17 protein-coding genes and 4 tRNA genes are annotated in these 19,112 nt (G+C 57.6%); 10 read left to right on the top strand and 11 right to left on the bottom strand.

Annotation, left to right across the window (positions count from 1 at the left end; all coding sequences use genetic code 11):
- Positions 1-14: 14 nt before the first annotated feature.
- Both AC6CWS_RS15425 and AC6CWS_RS15420 read left to right on the top strand, forming a co-directional pair.
- Positions 15-1,451: an EmmdR/YeeO family multidrug/toxin efflux MATE transporter gene (locus AC6CWS_RS15425; RefSeq protein ID WP_165454444.1), complete on the top strand. Its 1,437-nt coding sequence runs from the start codon at positions 15-17 to the stop codon at positions 1,449-1,451.
- A 126-nt stretch (positions 1,452-1,577) separates the two neighbouring features.
- Positions 1,578-1,653 (top strand) — tRNA-Asn (locus AC6CWS_RS15420).
- A gap of 168 nt (positions 1,654-1,821) precedes the next feature.
- Here the strand turns inward: AC6CWS_RS15420 and AC6CWS_RS15415 are convergent.
- Both AC6CWS_RS15415 and pmrD read right to left on the bottom strand, forming a co-directional pair.
- Complete coding sequence (locus AC6CWS_RS15415; protein ID WP_023290306.1) at positions 1,822-3,276, bottom strand: AMP nucleosidase; 1,455 nt, start codon at positions 3,274-3,276, stop codon at positions 1,822-1,824.
- 129 nt (positions 3,277-3,405) lie between these two features.
- Complete coding sequence (pmrD, locus tag AC6CWS_RS15410) at positions 3,406-3,651, bottom strand: signal transduction protein PmrD (protein WP_032453423.1); 246 nt, start codon at positions 3,649-3,651, stop codon at positions 3,406-3,408.
- Positions 3,652-3,923: 272 nt separating this feature from the next.
- Here pmrD and AC6CWS_RS15405 point away from each other — a divergent pair, with 272 nt between their 5' ends.
- Entirely contained in the window at positions 3,924-5,546 is a 1,623-nt protein-coding gene (locus AC6CWS_RS15405) for an alpha/beta hydrolase (RefSeq protein WP_130941701.1), read from the top strand.
- Here the strand turns inward: AC6CWS_RS15405 and AC6CWS_RS15400 are convergent.
- From AC6CWS_RS15400 to acuR, 3 genes are all read right to left on the bottom strand, one after another.
- A complete protein-coding gene (locus AC6CWS_RS15400; protein WP_048336040.1) occupies positions 5,457-6,389 on the bottom strand; it encodes a nucleoside recognition domain-containing protein in 933 nt (310 codons plus the stop codon). The two genes, AC6CWS_RS15405 and AC6CWS_RS15400, sit on opposite strands and share 90 nt — an antisense overlap.
- 118 nt (positions 6,390-6,507) lie before the next feature.
- Entirely contained in the window at positions 6,508-7,485 is a 978-nt protein-coding gene (acuI, locus tag AC6CWS_RS15395) for an acrylyl-CoA reductase (NADPH) (protein ID WP_032453417.1), read from the bottom strand.
- Complete coding sequence (acuR, locus tag AC6CWS_RS15390; RefSeq protein ID WP_065881036.1) at positions 7,482-8,186, bottom strand: acrylate utilization transcriptional regulator AcuR; 705 nt, start codon at positions 8,184-8,186, stop codon at positions 7,482-7,484. The genes acuI and acuR overlap by 4 nt, the downstream gene beginning before the upstream one ends.
- Before the next feature lie 62 nt (positions 8,187-8,248).
- Between acuR and AC6CWS_RS15385 the strand changes: the two genes are divergently transcribed.
- Both AC6CWS_RS15385 and AC6CWS_RS15380 read left to right on the top strand, forming a co-directional pair.
- Positions 8,249-8,530: a hypothetical protein gene (locus AC6CWS_RS15385; RefSeq protein WP_130941700.1), complete on the top strand. Its 282-nt coding sequence runs from the start codon at positions 8,249-8,251 to the stop codon at positions 8,528-8,530.
- Positions 8,531-8,669: 139 nt separating this feature from the next.
- The gene (locus tag AC6CWS_RS15380; protein WP_023290300.1) at positions 8,670-10,304 is read left to right on the top strand and encodes a Na+/H+ antiporter; all 1,635 of its coding nucleotides are present in this window, start codon (positions 8,670-8,672) and stop codon (positions 10,302-10,304) included.
- Positions 10,305-10,398: 94 nt separating this feature from the next.
- Here the strand turns inward: AC6CWS_RS15380 and AC6CWS_RS15375 are convergent.
- Positions 10,399-10,474 (bottom strand) — tRNA-Asn (locus AC6CWS_RS15375).
- Between the two features lie 330 nt (positions 10,475-10,804).
- Between AC6CWS_RS15375 and nac the strand changes: the two genes are divergently transcribed.
- The 3 genes from nac (at position 10,805) to ldtA (ending at position 13,799) form a co-directional block, all read left to right on the top strand.
- Entirely contained in the window at positions 10,805-11,722 is a 918-nt protein-coding gene (nac, locus tag AC6CWS_RS15370) for a nitrogen assimilation transcriptional regulator NAC (protein ID WP_004203498.1), read from the top strand.
- Between the two features lie 106 nt (positions 11,723-11,828).
- Positions 11,829-12,779 (top strand): HTH-type transcriptional regulator Cbl, encoded by a 951-nt coding sequence (cbl, locus tag AC6CWS_RS15365; RefSeq protein ID WP_004180456.1) that lies wholly within the window; start codon positions 11,829-11,831, stop codon positions 12,777-12,779.
- A 78-nt stretch (positions 12,780-12,857) separates the two neighbouring features.
- Positions 12,858-13,799, top strand: a complete 942-nt coding sequence (gene ldtA / locus AC6CWS_RS15360) for a L,D-transpeptidase (protein ID WP_023290298.1) — start codon at positions 12,858-12,860, stop codon at positions 13,797-13,799.
- 198 nt (positions 13,800-13,997) lie between these two features.
- Here ldtA and AC6CWS_RS15355 read toward each other — a convergent pair whose 3' ends face one another.
- Both AC6CWS_RS15355 and AC6CWS_RS15350 read right to left on the bottom strand, forming a co-directional pair.
- Positions 13,998-14,234, bottom strand: coding sequence for a hypothetical protein (locus AC6CWS_RS15355; protein ID WP_048297836.1), 237 nt, complete (start codon positions 14,232-14,234; stop codon positions 13,998-14,000).
- Between the two features lie 306 nt (positions 14,235-14,540).
- Complete coding sequence (locus tag AC6CWS_RS15350; protein ID WP_101978052.1) at positions 14,541-15,461, bottom strand: LysR family transcriptional regulator; 921 nt, start codon at positions 15,459-15,461, stop codon at positions 14,541-14,543.
- Between the two features lie 140 nt (positions 15,462-15,601).
- Between AC6CWS_RS15350 and AC6CWS_RS15345 the strand changes: the two genes are divergently transcribed.
- Positions 15,602-15,991: a RidA family protein gene (locus AC6CWS_RS15345; protein WP_101978053.1), complete on the top strand. Its 390-nt coding sequence runs from the start codon at positions 15,602-15,604 to the stop codon at positions 15,989-15,991.
- Between the two features lie 279 nt (positions 15,992-16,270).
- On the opposite strand, the gene AC6CWS_RS15340 is transcribed toward AC6CWS_RS15345, so the two are convergent.
- Both AC6CWS_RS15340 and mtfA read right to left on the bottom strand, forming a co-directional pair.
- A tRNA-Asn gene (locus AC6CWS_RS15340) sits at positions 16,271-16,346 on the bottom strand.
- Positions 16,347-16,446: 100 nt separating this feature from the next.
- Positions 16,447-17,247, bottom strand: coding sequence for a DgsA anti-repressor MtfA (gene mtfA, locus AC6CWS_RS15335; RefSeq protein WP_072096628.1), 801 nt, complete (start codon positions 17,245-17,247; stop codon positions 16,447-16,449).
- 90 nt (positions 17,248-17,337) lie between these two features.
- Between mtfA and AC6CWS_RS15330 the strand changes: the two genes are divergently transcribed.
- A tRNA-Ser gene (locus AC6CWS_RS15330) sits at positions 17,338-17,427 on the top strand.
- A gap of 275 nt (positions 17,428-17,702) precedes the next feature.
- On the opposite strand, the gene ompC is transcribed toward AC6CWS_RS15330, so the two are convergent.
- The gene (gene ompC, locus AC6CWS_RS15325) at positions 17,703-18,839 is read right to left on the bottom strand and encodes a porin OmpC (RefSeq protein ID WP_023290294.1); all 1,137 of its coding nucleotides are present in this window, start codon (positions 18,837-18,839) and stop codon (positions 17,703-17,705) included.
- Between the last annotated feature and the right edge of the window lie 273 nt (positions 18,840-19,112).

The following is a 19,112-nucleotide window of genomic DNA, read 5'->3' as shown; positions in this document are numbered from 1 at the left end:
CACTAAGGTCTCTCTTGAACGTCACCTCCGCCGTACGCCAGGCCGTCGAACGGACATCCTGGTTTAAAAAACGTCAGCGTTATCGTGTGCTGTACTGGCGCGAAATCAGCCCCCTCGCTGTGCCCATTCTGCTGGAAAATGCCTGTGTGCTGTTGATGGGGGTGTTGAGCACCTTCCTTGTCAGCTGGCTGGGCAAAGAGGCCATGGCCGGGGTGGGCCTGGCCGATAGCTTTAACATGGTGATCATGTCGTTTTTTGCCGCTATCGATCTGGGTACCACGGTGGTGGTGGCTTTTAGCCTCGGCAAGCGAGATCGGCGGCGGGCGAGAGCGGCCGCGCGCCAGTCGCTGGCCATTATGACCCTGTTTTCTATTGTGCTGGCGGGAGTGATCCACGCTTTTGGTCAGGAGATTATTAATTTTGTCGCCGGCGATGCCACCCCGCAGGTGAAGGACCTGGCGCTGACCTATCTCGAGCTGACGGTGCTGAGCTATCCGGCGGCGGCGATTGCGCTAATCGGCAGCGGGGCGCTGCGCGGCGCCGGGACCACCAAAATCCCGCTGTTGATCAACGGCGGGATGAACATCCTCAATATCCTAATCAGCAGCGTGCTCATCTATGGCCTCTTCTCCTGGCCGGGGCTGGGCTTTGTCGGCGCCGGTCTCGGGCTGACCATTGCCCGCTATATTGGCGCCATCGCCACTATCTGGGTGCTGATGGTGGGCCTCAATCCCGCGCTGCGGCTGTCGCTGAAGGGCTACTTCAAACCCTTTAACTTCGCCATTATCTGGGAGGTGATGGGGATCGGCATCCCGGCCAGTATCGAATCGGTTCTGTTCAATGGCGGTAAGCTGCTGACCCAGATGTTTGTCGCCGGGATGGGCACCAACGTTATCGCCGGCAATTTCATTGCTTTTTCGGTGGCCTCGCTGATTAACCTGCCGGGCAACGCCCTCGGCTCCGCCTCGACGATCATTACCGGCAAGCGGCTGGGGAAAGGGCAGATTGGCCAGGCGGAATTCCAGGCCTGGCATGTGTTCTGGCTGTCGACCATTATTCTGACGCTGATTGCCTGGGGCAGCGCCCCGTTCGCGGGCTTTATCGCCTCGTTCTATACCCATGAAGAAGACGTAAAAGAGGTGGTGAAGCAGCTGCTGTGGCTCAACGCCCTGTTTATGCCGATCTGGTCGCTGTCGTGGACTTTACCCTGCGCCTTCAAAGGCGCCCGTGACGTACGCTATACCATGTGGGTGTCGATGCTCGGCATGTGGGGCTGCCGGGTGGTGGCGGGCTATACGCTGGGTATCGTGCTGGGGATGGGCGTGATCGGCGTCTGGTTAGGGATGGTGCTTGACTGGGCAGTGCGCGGCGTGCTGTTTTACTTCCGCATGGTGAGCGGCCGATGGCTGTGGAAGTACCCGCGGGTGAAGGCCTCAACGCCGGATACCTGATCCGTTTGCCGGATAAACGCCATTTTTTGCGCAAAGTGAGGAATAATTCGGCAAACGATTCATTTTATTAAAAACAGGCTTTACAGCGTCCGGCGTCATCGTTAATATGCGCCCCGTTCACACGATTCCTCTGTAGTTCAGTCGGTAGAACGGCGGACTGTTAATCCGTATGTCACTGGTTCGAGTCCAGTCAGAGGAGCCAAATTTAAAAAAGCCTGCTTTCGAGCAGGCTTTTTGCTTTTCTGTCTGTCCGTTTCCTTGCGGACTCAACATCCGCAGCCACCGCCGGGACGTTTGTGTCGCTCACCCGGCCACTGACGCTCCCCTGCGGGTAACGCCAGCGTTTTCCTCTCTCTTTCCCCGTTGCCGGTTAGCGGAACGGCGGTTCGTTGAAGGTGCGTAGCTTACGCGAGTGCATGTGATCCCCCTCGGCGCGCAGCAGGTCGATGGCCCGAATGCCGATCTGCAGATGCTCAGAGATGGCCCCCTCATAAAAGCGGTTGGCCTGACCGGGGAGCTTGATCTCACCGTGCAGCGGCTTGTCCGAGACGCAGAGCAGCGTGCCGTAGGGGACGCGGAAGCGATAGCCCTGGGCGGCGATGGTCGCGCTCTCCATATCGATAGCCACCGCGCGGCTGAGATTAAAGCGCAGCGCGGAAGCGGAATAGCGCAGCTCCCAGTTACGGTCGTCGGTGGTGACCACCGTCCCGGTACGCAGCCGCTGCTTCACTTCCTCGCCCGGCATCCCGCTCACCTGCTTGGTGGCGTCGTACAGGGCGCGCTGCACTTCGGCAATGCTGGGGATGGGAATATCCGGCGGTAGCACCGCATCCAGTACATGGTCGTCGCGCAGATAGGCGTGGGCCAGCACATAGTCGCCGATGGCCTGGCTTTCACGCAGGCCGCCGCAGTGGCCGATCATCAGCCAGACATCCGGGCGCAGCACCGCCAGGTGGTCGCAGATGGTTTTGGCGTTGGCCGGGCCGACGCCAATGTTAATCAGGGTGATCCCTTTGCCATCGTGGGTGATCAGATGCCAGGCTGGCATCTGGTGCTTCTTCCACGCCAGATCGGAAATGGCCTGCTCCGGCGCTTCGGTTTCGGCGGTGATCCAGATCCCGCCGGCGCAGGAGAGGGCGATATAGGGGCTGTCAGGATCGAGGATCTGGCTGCAGCCCCAGCTGACAAACTCATCCACGTAGCGGGTATAGTTGGTGAACAGCACATAGGGCTGGAAGTGTTCCGCCGGGGTGCCGGTATAGTGCCGCAGACGCGCCAGCGAAAAATCGACGCGGCGGGCGTCAAAGTGCGACAGCGGATAGAACTCGGTAGGATGGAACAGGCCGTCCGCGGTTTCATCGCCAATCTGCGACAGCTCGGTGGTGGGGAAATAGCGCGTCAGACCGGCGCTCATCGAACGGTCAAGGGTCAGGGTGGAACCGTCTATCACGTAAGGGTAGGGGATTTCATGCTGCGACAGCTCGACGCTAATATGGGCGCCATAGTCCTGATACAGCAGGGTCAGCTGTTCGAGTAAATAGTGGCGGAACAGTTTCGGGTTGGTGATAGTGGTGGTATAGCACCCGGCATGGGTGAAACGTCCCCAGGCGCGCGTTTTAAGGGCTTTATGATCGGCGCCGTCCCAGGAGACCGACAGCTGCGGATAGACAAAAAGGCCTTCCGCGCGGGCTTCGGTATCAGGGAGCGTATGATGGTCAATATAGTCGCCGATGGCTTTGCGCAACGCCGTGACCGAGGCTTCATAACGCGCTTCCAGCTCGGCAAGCGCTTGTTCCGGGGTCAGACTGGCGGCCTTGTTATTCATGATTCGCTCCTTGTTTCAGGTCTGCTGACATTCCCGATAGTATGTCACAGCAGGAAAAGGGCGAAGGGGAATTTATCTGCCAGTTGCGAAGATACTCAGATCAATACCGGCACAGGGGCCGGACTCGATTTATTTGCCGGCGTTTGCCCAGCGCGCGCTGCTATAATGGCTGGCGTTGCGGATCTTCAATGTTTGCGTCGGATTATTATTCAGACAATAGCGCGCATCGGCCAGCGGTGTGAGTTTATCCCCTTCCCGCAGGCGGAGGCGACAGGCTTCAATCTCAGCGATCATCTCCAGTGCGCCGCTCTGGAGCACGACGCGGCAGGGGCTGGACGGAGAATTATCCTGGACTTTTTTTACCCACCACTCCATCTGTTTTTTTCCTCTCCTGGTGACACATCCGCCGATAATTCATGTTTCTTAAAAATCTGACAATAAGATTATCCCGCTGGTTTATGCAGTGTTTAAAAACAGGCTACCAAACGTTGATCTCAGCGGTAGGTTTTTTTTCGCCGGCAGGGAATGATCTGCCGGGTTTAATTTGCCGGAAGCGATGACTATGCTGAAAAGCAGACCGTGAGAAGCGCCTGTCAGGAATAGGGCAGAACGCGTTCGGCTACGCGATAAATATCAGAGAGAGCGTTATGAAGCATCTATTACGACACTGGCGAACGTCGGGCGCCGTTATCGGCTCACTGCTGAAAAAAGGGAGCATTGCGGTGCTGGCGCTGCTGGTGGTGTTTCTCGCCGGACGGATCTATGAGTCGCAGCGCGGCCCGGCGCTGCATCGCTGGCATACCTGGCGCGGCAATGAGATGGCGGCCAAAGAGATCGACCAGGCGACCTTTGCCCAATATCTGGCGCGGGAGAAGACCATTTTCGCCGATCTCCAGCGCGAGGTGACGGATGCTTTACCGGAGGAAGATAAAACCCCCGTCAACCGTTTTTATCGCCACAGCCGCGTCTGGCCGGGACAGTTTACGCAGGACTGGAACCGTTCTTTTATACTGTTGCCGCAGGGCAAGCCGCGCGGCAGCGTGGTGCTGCTCCATGGCCTGACCGATTCGCCCTACAGCGTGCGCTATCTGGCGCAACTCTGGCGGCAGCGGGGCTATGTGGCGGTGGCGCCGCGTTTGCCGGGCCACGGCACCGCGCCGGGGGCGTTAACCGCCGTTGACTGGGAGACCTGGCTGGCGGCAACGCGTTTGGCGGTGCGGGAAGCGACGCGCCTGGCCGGGGCGGACGTGCCGCTGCATCTGGTCGGCTACTCTAACGGCGGCGCGCTGGCGCTGAAGTATGCCCTCGATAGCCTGGAGGACAGCCACTTGCGCCAGCCGCAGCAGATTATCCTGCTGTCGCCGATGATCGGCGTGACGGCGTTTGCCCGTTTTGCCGGTCTCGCCGGGCTGCCGTCCATCTTCCCGGCGTTTGCCCGCGCGGCCTGGCTGAACGTGGCGCCTGAGTTTAATCCGTTCAAGTACAACTCGTTTCCGGTAAAAGCGGCGAGACAGTCCTGGCTGTTGAGCCAGGCGCTGCAGCAGCAGATCATTCGCGCGTCCCGTCAGGGGGCGCTGAAAGCGCTGCCGCCGGTCCTCACCTTTCAGTCGGTAATGGATTCCACCGTCAGCACCCGGGCGGTGGTAGAGTCCCTGTATCGCTACCTGCCGGACAACGGCAGCGAGCTGGTGGTGTTCGACATAAATCAGGCGGCGGATCTCCGGGTCCTGTTCCGTCCCGCGCTCTATGCGGCGGTGAATACGCTGTTGCCGCCGGCGCCGCGGGCCTATACCACGACGGTGGTGACCAACGCGACGGCGCACACGCTGCAGACCATCGCCCGTACCACGCTGGCGCAGGAACGCGAAGAGCATCGTTATCCCTTACACCTTGCCTGGCCGGCGGATATGTACTCCCTGTCGCATGTGGCAGTGCCGTTTCCCCTGAGCGACTCGCTGTATGGTCGCGAGCCGGACGAGAAGAACCGCTACGGCATTAGCCTGGGCACCATTTCACTGCGCGGGGAGACCGGGACGCTGAGCGTGGGGCTGGAGACGTTAATGCGCGTCACCTCCAATCCTTTCTTTCCGTGGATGCTGGCGCGCGTCGATGAGCATATCGCCTGCGGCGAGCAGGCGGCAGTGATGGCCTGCCTGAAGGCGCAGGCCAGCGCGGAGGCGTTAAAAGAGGATCAGGTGCAGGACGGTGCGCAGCAGAATGCCGACGATCGCCGCGGGAGCCACGAAGCGAAACAGGCGGACAAACCGTGAGCTGATGCCGAGGAAAATACCGATTCCGGGCAGATCGAAGGTTTGGATCAGCAGGCCTGCCGAGGCGTTGACCTGGCTGACGGTGACTTTGCCCTGCTGGATCAGCTCGGAAATGACGCCAAAATAAGCAGTACCCCCGGCGACGCACTTCACCAGCGCCGGCAGCACAAAGTTCTGCGGAATATGCAGCCAGCCGAGCACCGGTTTCAGCAGCTGCTGCAGCAGGTCGATGACGCCAGCGCCCTGCAGCAGTCCGACGATGGTTAACGACAGGATCAGCATCGGCACCGCGCCGAGCGCCAGGCGGATGGCGTCGGAGCCGGCGCTGTTGATCACCGCCAGAATGCCCTGACTGTTCTGCTCGGCGTTGGGCAGCGCTTCCGCGCGAGGGTTCTCGGCGACCGATAAGCGCCGTCCGGTGACGTGCCAGGCGACCGCCGCCGCGCACAGGCCGCCGACCACTGAGATAACGATCGAGGCCAGCCAGTGCAGGCCGAAAGGGGTGAGGGGATAAAAGACGTTGCCTTGCCCCATGGCGAAGACCATGGCCAGGGTGGCGGCCATTTGCCGGTCAGAAACGCCGCGTTTGTCCATAATCGACAGCGTGGCCAGCGGGGCGGCGAAGCTGACAAAGTTAATCTGGATCAGGGCGAAGGCGCTCATCCCGGTTAAGCCGAAGGGCTTCAGCAATGGCGCAACCCAGCGCACAATCACATCGAGGATGCCGCGGACCTCCAGATATTTCATGATAATCAGCATGATCACCATGATCGGCAACAGCGTATACAGCGCGACGTCAACGGACGATTTGCCCGCCGCCATAATGATGCTTATGACATCCATTTACGTTCTTTACCACTCGCAAAGCCATTCGTTCGCGTCATCATAATCCCGTGGGGAAGGAAATGATATGTCAGGATCGCCCCGGGGACCGGCGCCGTGGGGCGCCGGGAGGAGAGGATTACTGGCCGATGTTGACCAGCGTGCGGCCATGAATATTGTTGCTGAGGAAATCTGCGGCATACGCTGGCGCCTGCTCCAGCGTGATTTCGGTGGCTGCTTGTTGATAGTAGCTTTCCGGCAACAGCTGGGCCAGACGCTGCCACACCGCGTCGCGTTCTGCGGTGGGCACCATCACCGAATCCACCCCCTGCAGACGCACATTGCGCAGAATAAACGGCATCACGGTGGTTGGCAGATCGAAGCCCCCGGCCAGACCGCAGGCGGCGACGCAGCCGCGATAGTGCGTTTGCGCCAGCACTTTGGCCAGCATCGTGCCGCCAACGGTATCCACCGCGCCCGCCCACAGCTGTTTCTCCAGCGGGCGGGTCTCTGCAAAGTCGCTGCGCGGCAGGATGGCGTCGGCCCCGAGCTGGCGAAGGTAGTCGTGCGTCGACTCGCGGCCCGATACGGCCGTCACCCGGTAGCCGAGCGCTTTCAGCAGGACCACCGCGGTGCTGCCGACCCCGCCGCTGGCGCCGGTGACCAGGATATCACCGCTTTCCGGGGTGATGCCCGCGCTGACGAGGGCATCGACGCACAGCATCGCGGTGAAGCCGGCGGTGCCGATGATCATCGCCTGGCGCGCGCTGAGCGCCTCCGGCAGGGCAACCAGCCAGTCGCCTTTGACACAGGCTTCGGTGGCCAGGCCGCCCCAGTGGTTTTCGCCCACGCCCCAGCCGGTGAGGATCACGTCCTGGCCGGGAACAAAGCGCGGATCGCGGCTTTCACTTACCCGGCCGGCAAAATCAATCCCCGGCACCATCGGGAACTGGCGGATGATTTTGCCTTTGCCGGTGATCGCCAGGGCATCTTTATAGTTGAGACTCGACCAGTCGATGGCGACCCGCACGTCGCCTTCGGTGAGGGCGGGCAGGTCAATCGCTTTGACGTCGGCCACGGTACGGTTGTCAATCTGGTCCAGAACTAATGCTTTCATGACTGAGTATTCCTCGTCTGAAGGGAGTTATCGGCGCTATCGCCGTCCTGTGCAGGTGTTATTGTCATCATAGTGTGCGCAAAGAAATCCCAGTACTGGTTAAGGGGAGCGGCGGACTGGACCAGCCTGGCGCGCATCACCGCGCCTTCCCAGCCGATCCAGAACACCTGGGCCAGCGCCTCCGGCGAGGTGTCGCTGGCGATCGTCCCGGCAGCCCGCGCCTCGTGCAGGCAGCGGGCCACGCGCGCCTCCCATGCCGCCAGGATGGTCTGCAACCGCTGGGGAAATGCCTCGGGCAACAGGGGAGCTTCCTGTAGCAGGTTGCCTACCAGGCAGCCGCGACGAAACTGGTATTTCTCCATTCCCTGACCGGCATCACGCACGAAGGCCGCCATCCGTTCCAGCGGCGGCACGGCGTCGTCCAGCAGGAATTTATCTAATTTATGCGCAAAGTAGTCGCCATAGGCGGCAAGCACGGCGAGGCCAAAGGCCTCCTTGCTTTTGAAACAGTGGTAAAACGACCCCTTCGGCACGGCGATGTTCCTGATCACCGCATCAATACCCGCCGCGAGATAGCCCGTTTCGGTCAGCACCTCCAGGCCCGAGCGAATCAGCGCCTGTCGCGTGTCGACAAACTGGCGATCGGCCTTGGGCGGTCGGCCGCGGCGGGGCTTCTGGTTGGCGGAGGTAGCGGGATTCATCATTTAGACCGTATGGTTTAATTGTTTGTCAGGGTACCCCCAATCCCGGTGGGGGGCAAGCTATGTATGGCAGAGAAGGGCGGGATTTCGAGGCAGAAGGCGACGCGGATTATCATCAATTATTAATGTGTGGTTCTCCGCGCGGCTGCTGCAGAGAATATCAATCCGCTGAGACTATTCCGCTGACCATATATCTCTCTGGCCGCCACGGAATGATAAGGATGAATGGTAGCGATTATATTGCCGGGCTGGCGATGATTTGCAGACCCTGGCGGATTGACAACTCCGGCATGATAAAACACATTGTCCCCCCTGAAGGGGCGCCAGTTGCCACCTCAGTTTAAATAATAACCCCGCAAGACAGGAAAGCCTGTCCTTTATTATCGGCGTCTGGATAAATAACCCGCCGCCGAAACCACACCTGCGAAAAAGGAATAACAGTCTGATGTACAGAATGAATATTGCCGTCAAAGGAGGGGATGAATGTCGCTAATCGCAATTGTGCTGGTCTTTATGATGGCCATCGTGGTGACGGTGTTCATTTCCCATCTTCTGCCCGTTAAAGTGCCGCTGCCGCTGATCCAGATCGCCGCGGGCGCCGCGCTGGCCGCCGGTGGTTTTCAGGTCGATTTCGATCCGCACATCTTTTTGCTGTTGTTTATCCCGCCTCTGCTTTTCCTTGATGGCTGGCGGATCCCGAAAGACGCGTTTTTCCGCGATATGAAGCCGATTCTGTCGCTGGCGATAGGCCTGGTGATGGTCACTATCCTCGGCATTGGCCTGTTTATTCACTGGCTTATTCCGGCGATCACCGTGGCGGCGGGGTTTGCCCTGGCGGCGATTCTGTCACCCACCGATCCGGTGGCGGTATCGGCAATGACCGCCAGCTCGCCGCTGCCTTCCCGGATGGCGCATATCCTCGAAGGGGAATCGCTGTTAAACGATGCTTCGGGCCTCGTCGCTTTTAATTTCGCCATCGCCGCGGTGCTGACCGGCAGCTTCTCCCCGGGAGAGGCGGTGATGAAGTTTTTCCTGATGGCGTTCGGGGGCATCCTCAGTGGGCTCGTGGTGGTGTGGGTCACCGGCAAATGTAATAACTTTCTGGTGCGGCGCACCCGCGAGGAGCCGGCCATCCAGATCCTGATCAGCCTGCTTATCCCCTTCGCCGCCTACCTGCTGGCCGAGGCGTTCCATGTCTCCGGCATTCTTGCTGCCGTCGCCGCCGGTATTGCGATGCACTATGAACAGCTGTCGGGGCCTCGGCTACCCGCGACGCGCATGAAAAGCAGTGCGGTGTGGTCCATGCTGCAGACTACCCTCAACGGGATGATCTTCCTGATGCTGGGCGAGCAGTTGCCCCGCATGCTCAGGACGTTGCCTGCGGTAGCCAGCCAGGCCGGCGTCCCTTCGCCCTGGTATCTGCTGCTGTACGCCGTGGCCATCACCCTCGCGCTCGGTCTGATGCGTTTCGCCTGGGTATGGCTGTCGATGACGCTGACCATTTTTCGCCGCAAACGCCGGGGCAAAGCCATCACCGTCCGTCCGCGATTCAGCATCCTCGCCGTCATGGCGCTGGCGGGGGTCAAAGGCTCCGTGACGCTCGCCGGTATTCTGACGCTGCCGGCGGTGCTGGCGGATGGTTCACCCTTCCCGGGCCGCGAACTGCTGATCTTTCTCTCAATGGCGGTGATCCTGATGTCGCTGGTGGTGGCGGCTATCGGTCTGCCGTTCATGACCCGCTATCTTGCCGATGATTTACCCCATGACACCGGCAAAGACGATATTGGCGCCGTCATGACCGAAGTGGCTATCAACCGGCTGAATGCGCTACTCGACGAGCCGGTGGAGGATCCGACTGAGCAGGCCCTGCGGGCTGATGCCGGCAATATGCTGCTGGAAACCTACCAGCGGCGGCTGCACTATAACGACAATGACGAAGGGCAGGACGTCGGGCTGGAGCTGGCTAAGCGCGCCAGGCTGGAGAAATATATGCAAAGAGAGGTCATTATCGCCCAGCGTCAGGAGCTGTTCCGGCTGCGTCGCGCCCACAACATTAGCGATATCACCTTTTATGAGGTGCTGCGAGAGATAGACCTGAAGGAAGAGAGCTTGCGCTAGGGGCGCCATCGCCGGAGGGGGGATCCTTCGCCTTCCGGCAGCGCGGCTGGCGCGGAAAAGCAAAAAGCCTGCTCGAAAGCAGGCTTTTTAAATTTGGCTCCTCTGACTGGACTCGAACCAGTGACATACGGATTAACAGTCCGCCGTTCTACCGACTGAACTACAGAGGAATCGTGTGAACGGGGCGCATATTAACGATGCCACCCGGCCTTGTCAAAGCCTGATTCAAAGAATTGCGTTCGACTGCTGACAATTTCAGCAACCCCCGCCCATGCGCTGTTTTTTTCAACAGATTGCACCGTTGTAGTGCGAATGTACCCCTAATGGGGCATACCACAATCTGCTTACCGGGCAAATAAAAACCGGATTGCTATCACTATCCCTTATAACACCGCCTGTGGCGGGCAACGGCAGCGGAAATGAAAAGCTGGCAAGCAAATTGCAAAACCAGTTTCATCATACTTCCAGCGTTGACGCTGGCGTTCCTTACAGGAGGCAAAATGAACTTAAGACGACTGAAATATTTTGTGAAAATCGTCGATATCGGCAGTCTGACCCAGGCCGCTGAAGTCTTGCACATCGCCCAACCGGCCCTCAGCCAGCAGGTCGCGACCCTGGAAGGTGAAATGGACCAGCAGCTGCTGATACGCACCAAGCGAGGGGTCACGCCAACGGAAGCCGGTAAAATCCTTTATACCCATGCGCGGACCATCCTGCGCCAGTGTGAGCAGGCGCAGCTGGCGGTCAATAACGTCGGCCAGACGCTGCGTGGCCAGGTCTCGATCGGCCTGGCGCCGGGCACAGCGGCCTCCGCCATTACCATGCCGTTGCTGCAGACGGTGCGTAATGAGCTGCCCGAGGTGATGGTCTATCTGCAGGAAAGCAGCGGCACTGCGCTGAATGACAAGCTGCTGGCGGGCCAGCTGGATATGGCAGTGCTGTATGAGCGTTCGCCGGTGGCCGGCATCGTCAGTCAGCCGCTGCTGAAAGAAGACCTCTACCTGGTCGGCACCCGCGACTGCCCGGGGCAGAGCGTGGACCTCACGGCGGTGGCGGAGATGAACCTGTTCCTGCCGCGGGATTACAGCGCGGTACGGGCGCGGGTCACTGAGGCGTTCACCCTGCGTCGTCTGTCGGCGAAAATTATCGGCGAGATCGAATCCATTACCACCCTGACCGCGGCCATCGCCAGCGGCATGGGGGCGACGGTCCTGCCGGAATCCGCTGCCCGCTCCCTGTGCGGCGCGGCGAACGGCTGGATGGCGCGGATTAGCACGCCGTCAATGAGCCTGTCGCTGTCGCTGAACATGTCGGCGCGCGGCGGTTTGTCGCCGCAGGCGCAGGCGGTGAAGGAGATCCTGCTGTCTCTGGTGAGCCGTCCGTCGCTGGAGAACCGCGAACTGCAGCTGGTTAGTTAGGCTATATTCTCTTAAGGAATAAGTTGCTGGTTTTTATTATTTGTTACCCGGGACAACAGACTTTAACAATAGCAGATACGTTAAGTCCATTGGCCCGGAGGAAAGGGTGAACTTCCAGCAACTGAAAATTATCCGTGAGGCGGCCCGTCAGGATTACAACCTGACGGAAGTCGCGAATATGCTCTATACCTCGCAGTCAGGCGTCAGCCGCCATATCCGGGAACTGGAAGAGGAGCTGGGGATTGAGATCTTTATCCGTCGCGGCAAACGCCTGTTAGGCATGACTGAGCCGGGTAAAGCGCTGTTATCCATTGCTGAGCGGATCCTCAATGAAGCCAGCAACGTCCGGCGGCTGGCGGATCTCTTCACTAACGATGCCTCCGGCGTCTTAACCATCGCCACCACCCATACCCAGGCGCGCTACAGCCTGCCCCCGGTGATTAAAGCTTTCCGCGAGCTGTTCTCCGACGTTCGCGTCGAGCTGGTGCAGGGCACCCCGCAGGAAATCGAAGCGCTGCTGCATAACGGCGGGGCGGATATCGGCATCGCCAGCGAGCGTCTGAGCAACGACCCGACGCTGGCGGCTTTCCCCTGGTTCCGCTGGCATCACAGCCTGCTGGTACCCAAAGACCATCCCCTGACCCAGGTGTCTCCTCTGACGCTGGAGGCGATTGCCCGCTGGCCGTTAATCACCTATCGCCAGGGGATCACCGGCCGTTCGCGGATCGATGAGGCCTTCAACCGCAAAGGGCTGATGCCGGATATTGTGCTGAGCGCCCAGGATTCCGATGTGATCAAGACCTACGTCGAGCTGGGGCTGGGCGTCGGGCTGGTCGCCGAGCAGTCCGGGGATGCCCGGGAAGCGGACACCTTTACGCGGCTCGATACCCGCCATCTGTTTGATGCCAATACCGTATGGCTGGGACTGAAGCGGGGTCAGCTGCAGCGTAATTACGTCTGGCGCTTTATCGAATTGTGCAATGCCGGACTGTCGCTGGATGAGATCAAGCGCCAGGCGATGGAGCCGGAAGAGGCCGCTATCGACTATCAGATTTAAGAAAATGCTGGCCAGCGGATCGGGGAGAGGAAATGCCGCTATAATTCACACACGAGAGTCGCGACTGAGGAAGGGAAAATGACGATGCGGCGTGTGACATTACTCTGTTCGGCGCTGATGCTGTTCGCCAGCCACAGCGCGCTGGCCGTCAGCTATCCGCTGCCGCCGGAGGGGAGCCGTCTGGTGGGCAGCGCTTTTACCATTGCCGTGCCGGAGAACAACACTCAACCACTGGAAAGCTTTGCCGCCCAGTACGGCCAGGGGTTGAGCAATATGCTGGAGGCGAACCCCGGCGTCGATGTTTATTTGCCGCACTCCGGTTCGACGCTGACCATTCCGCAGCAGCTGATCCTGCCTGACACCGTGCGTGAGGGGATCGTTATCAACGTCGCCGAGATGCGCCTCTATTATTACCCGCCGCTGGGCAATAGCGTGGAAGTCCTGCCAATCGGCATTGGTCAGGCGGGACGCGAAACGCCGCGTAACTGGGTGACGGCGGTAGAGCGCAAGCAGGAAGGGCCCACCTGGGTACCGACCGCCAATACCCGCCGTGAATATGCGAAAGAGGGCAAAACCCTGCCGGCGATGGTGCCGCCCGGCCCCGATAATCCGATGGGGCTGTATGCGATCTATATCGGCAGGCTGTACGCCATCCACGGCACCAATGCCAACTTTGGCATCGGGCTGCGCGTCAGCCAGGGATGCATCCGCCTGCGCAATGACGACATTAAATTCCTGTTTGATAACGTACCGGTGGGGACGCGCGTCCAGCTGATCGATCAGCCGGTGAAGTACACCGTGGAGCCAGATGGCAGCCACTGGCTGGAGGTGCACGAGCCGCTGTCGCGCAACCGGGCGGAATTTGAATCCGACAGAAAAGTCCCCTTGCCGATGACCTCGGCGCTGCGCGAATTTACTCAGGGACCGGGAGTGAGTCCTTCGCAGGCCGAGCAAACCCTGCAGCGCCGCTCCGGCATGCCGGTGAATATCAGCGCCACAGCGGCGCAGGGGAGTTTGTAGGGGGTCGTTTAGCCTCATTAACGGCTATTGTAAGAAGGCTCTTGTGCTGTCGATGCATTCAACGTTGTTGGGGATAAGGATCGGGAAACCGATCCTTAACTTATCAACAGTGGCGGTGATGGCGTGTTAATGAGGGCGCCAGGAGAGGCTCAGGCGGAGATGATAAAGTCTGCAAATATATCTATGGACTTAATATTGTTACTGAGGATCTTTTTTTTGGCTGCCATTGTCCATGAAAGCGAATATCCCCGTTATGATAGCCAATATCCAGAATATAATACTGATGAGTGCTGCAGAATCCATATTGTCAAAACACTCCTGACCACACCCACTACCGCTGACCCCCATCCCGACGATCATGAAGCTCATCATGCCGCTCAGCAATGCCAGAATCACGAAAACTACGGTGATGATAATTTTTATACCTTTTGTCATAAATTAATATCCTTATTTTATTAAATGCAATTTTCTATAATTATAATGAATGATGCGGGAATGACGCTATTAAATATAAAGTGTACCTCATCGGTAATCCCATGAATACTGTAGTTAGGTAAACAGGCTAGTGTTAGGGAAATATTTCCAGCAAGTTCGGAATAGGACTGCAATCCCGCATTATAGTTCTCGGATTCGTTATAAATATTTAAATTGGGAAAACGATTTCTATTATTCACTTTCGTTCAAAACAACGGGAATGACCCCCATCGTCGTTGATAAGCGAATCAGGGGGCTGGGATGTCGTTATTTATTGTTGGCAATCGGGACATGCTGCTGCATCACTTCAACGATCCAGTCAATAAAAACGCGCAGCTTGGCGTTGACATGGCGGTTCGGTGGAAACGCCAGGTACAGAGGCATTGGGCTAATCCGCCATTGTGTAAATAATGGAATCAAAGCGCCACCGGCCTGATGCGCTGCCGCCATATAGTTGGGCAGCGCAATCACGCCTAAGCCAGCTAACCCAGCTTCGAGGTAAGCATTGCCATCATCCACGGCAAGGACGTAGTTGCCCGTGATTTCAATACGTTCATTCTCACTGCGCAGTACCAAAGGATCAATCTTACTGGTGCGTGAGGACAAGAATCCCACTATGCAATGGTCAGTATTTTGCAGCTCTCGCGGGTGTGCGGGAGAGCCAAGGCGTTCCACATAACGGGGGGCGACGTAGACGCCGATTGGCAAATCGCCGACATGGCGTGCGATTAGGGACTGGTCGGTGATTTCGCCACCGCGCAGGATGCAATCCACGTTGTCGCCGATCAGATCTACCTTCCGGTCGCTCACGCCCATGTCGAACTGGATATCAGGGTAGCGGGCGTGGAAAGCCGGTAGCGCCGGCACCAGGATGAGGCGGGCTAACGGACTGGGCACATCCACCCGTAGCCTTCCCCTGGGCGTCATCGCCGCACTGGACAGGCTGTTTTCAGCATCCTCCATGTCCGCCAGCAGGCGGATGACGCGCTCGTAGTAGACCGCGCCATCGGGAGTCACCCCAAGCTTGCGGGTGGTGCGATGGAGCAATTTGACGCGCAGTCGCGCTTCCAGTTGCTGAATAAGTTGCGTCACCGTGGTTTTGCTCATATGAAGCGTTTGGGCAGCCTTCGTGAAGCTCCCTGCCTCCACCACCCGAGCAAAGGCGCGCATCGCATCGAAACGATCCATTTCTTATCCTGTCTTTCATTGATTGTTTGGATATTACAAACAATGAGGGACAAAGTCGCTTGTTTATCCGCCCGATCTTGCCGTTGTACAGTGTCTTTACATTCACCGGGCTGAATTCGCCCCAGCATAAAGGTACAAACATGACAGCACGCGAAGCCGTTTTTCCCCTCGGTCGGCAGGCGCTCTATGAGCGCAATCGGTATTCACCGGCCATCAAATCCAATGGTTTCTTGTTTGTTTCGGGGCAGGTGGGTAGCCACGAGGATGGTTCGCCTGAGCACGATCTGAAAGCACAGGTCAGGCTGGCGTTCAAAAATCTTAATGCTGTGCTCGCAGCGGCGGGTTGCACGTTTAGGGACGTGGTTGACGTTACCCTCTTTGTCGTCGATCCTGAGTCAAATCTCGACGCTATCTGGAGTATCCTGCCAGAATATTGGGGAGAAGCCCCTTATCCTACGCTGACCGGGATTGGCGTGACGTGGCTTTATGGATTTAAGTTCGAGATTAAGGTTATTGCCAGGCTACCCTAAGCGTTACGGGTCTTTCCGCCAGTTGGGCAGCCCGCGCTGTCTGTAGCGGTAACTGCCGGATCGAGATCGTCTGCTACCCAGCGGCAGACCCAGTGGTTACCGTCGGATCGAAAGTCTGTAGCCATAAGGTTGGGAGCAGCGGCGCTGCTTTTCACCTGCGGGGATCGCATACGGAACGTTGGACGGTACCAACGGTACGATGCTGCTTATACCCGCTGGCGTGGGGCTCACGGAAAGCAAAAAGCCCGCTCAGGTTTCCCTGAGCGGGCTTTTTAAATTTGGCTCCTCTGACTGGACTCGAACCAGTGACATACGGATTAACAGTCCGCCGTTCTACCGACTGAACTACAGAGGAATCGTGTGAACGAGGCGCATACTACTGGCCCGGCATTTTTGTGTCAACACTAAAATTAACCTGCTGATTCAAATGGCTAAATTTAGCTCAACACGTTGTTTTAGTGAACAATGCGCCGCTCGTCTTCGTCCTGCAGGCCATTTTCACGTCTGCGCGCCAGCGGATCCTGGCGGTAAAAATGGCAAAAACGCTGCCACAGGGCCGGGAAGCGGGGCGCGAACAGTTCAGGCGCGCTGAAAAAATATTCCGAAAGGACGGCGAAGCACTCCGCGGGATCGGTGGCGGCATAGGCGTCAATGCTGGCGGCGCTTTCCCCCACCAGATCAATCTCATCCTGAATGTTGTTCATCGCCGCGTGGAGATCGTGCTCCCAGCCGGCGACTTCGCGCAGTGGGATCAGCGGCACCCCGCTGGCCCGATCGCCATTCCGCGCATCAAGCTTATGCGCCACCTCATGCACCACAAGGTTAAAGCCTGACGCATCAAAGGAGTCCTGAATATCCAGCCAGTTCAGCACTACGGGACCCTGCTGCCAGCTTTGCCCCGACTGCACCACCCGCTGGTTGTGGACCAGACCAATATCATCCTCCCATTCATCATCCACGACAAAGGGGGCAGGGTAGATCAGCACTTCATGAAAACCGTCCAGCCACTCAATCCCCAGCTCAAGTACCGGCAGGCAAAAGAGCATAGCTATCCGCGCCTGGTGCAACGGAGTCAGCTCCAGCCCCTGAAGCGCCACCAGACGTTTTTGCTGTAAGAAACGGGCAGCCATCTGCGTCAGCTTGTGTTGCTCAGCGGGCGAAAGGTGGGCTAAAACCGGAATGGCAAGCGCTTGCTCCCAGGGCATCTCTGCGTTGCCGGACTCATCATCTGCTTTCCAGGGCCATTTAAACATCATATTGCTCGCAAAGTCGTCACTTGAACACGATTACCGAAACGGGAGCTATTAAAATGCCAAAGATCCTGGCATTATAGCAACCACAACAGCGGAGAGATGCCGGAGCGGCTGAACGGACCGGTCTCGAAAACCGGAGTAGGGGCAACTCTACCGGGGGTTCAAATCCCCCTCTCTCCGCCAACTATTCTTTCTCTGACCATTCCCCTTCAATAACACCGTTAGCTTCAGGTATAACGCCTGCGCTGGGGTATCGCCATCATCATCGTCCTGGTTTCAGCGTAAAGACGCGGTAGTGCGCCTTGTCCTTTTGTGGTCTTACCGCCGCAATTTGCCCGAACGAGCTTAAACGCATCATAAAGAGGGAAGGTACGCCTGGAAAGCGGCAATGTTGAAAAGAGTGATCTCAACGGAGCGGGAACAAGAAAAAGCCCGCTGAGCGCGGGCTTTGATGGGGATCAGAACTGGTAAACGAGACCGAGGGCCACGATATCATCGGTCGAGATACCGTTGTTGCGGTAGAAGCGGTCGTCTTCATCCAGCAGGTTGATTTTGTAATCCACATAGGTGGACATATTCTTATTGAAGTAGTAGGTCATGCCGATGTCGACATACTTGACCAGATCCTTGTCGCTATAGCGAGAGTAGTTGTAAAGATCTTTCCCCTTCGATTGCAGATAGGCCACGGATGGACGCAGCGGTAAATTATACTCATCGAACTGGTACTGGGCGACGACTTCAAAGTTCTGCGTCTTGTTGGCAATAGCGCCGTTGCCGTAGAAGGTCATGTTGCGGGTTTCCGCATACATGGCGGCCAGATAGATGTTGTTGGCGTCATATTTTGCGCCGACGGTCCAGGCCTCGGCTTTATCACCGTTAGCGTAAATATGGCTGCTGCGTGCTGCCGCCAGCTGGTTATGGGTACGGTCGGAAGCCGAGTAGGCGGCCCCGAAGCTGATGCCCATATCGAGATCGTAGTAGCTGGAGATACCAAACCCGTCGCCATTTTCCCGCGCCAGTTTACGAGCGCCGCCGTTGTTAGTGCCTTCGCCAGAACCGGCGTTTTCATTATTCCCCTGATACTGCAGGGCGAAATGCAGGCCGTCGACGAGGCCGAAGAAATCGCTGTTACGGTAGGTGGCCACCCCGTTGGTGCGGCCGGTCATGTAAACGTCGGTCTGGGTGTAGGTATCGCCGCCGAATTCCGGCAGCATATCAGTCCAGGATTCGATGTCGTACACCACGCCGTAGTTACGGCCATAGTCCAGTGAGCCATAGTCAGCAAACTTCAGACCGGCGAAGGCCAGACGAGTCCATGAATTCGCGCCTTCCCCTTCGCTGGTGTTCGCTTTGACATTGTATTCCCACTGACCGTAGCCGGTTAACTCGGAAGCGATCTGCGTTTCGCCTTTGATGCCTAAGCGAGCATAGGTCTGGTCGCCGTCCTCGCTGGTGTCGTCAGAGAAGTAACGCAGGCCGGCGACTTTCCCATAAAGGTCCAGTTTGTTGGCGTTGTTGTTATAAATTTCTGCAGCATTAACGGCATTGACCATGAGTAATGCCGGTACCATGAGTGCCAGTACTTTTCTTTTCATTATATATTCCCTTTTAATAATAATTTCTGTGAATTATGACAATCCCTCCGGAATGCCTGTCAGATACTAACGACTAAGTTCATTTTTATTTAAAATAAAATATGTAAATAAATAATGTAAGATATTACAAGATATTTCTTTGTGGTTCATTATATTAAATTTAAATGAATCGGTTTTAATGATTATTTTGTTGTATAGCAATAAGTTATGTTGCTGTGTTGCGATCGCGGTTAACTGAATGAAATTATTTGTATAAATTTACAGCGAGTTGGT

It is taken from the genome of Klebsiella sp. M041 (genome assembly GCF_059759695.1).
The sequence above is the reverse complement of the archived record's forward strand: the minus strand, read 5'-3'. Positions and strand labels throughout refer to the sequence as shown.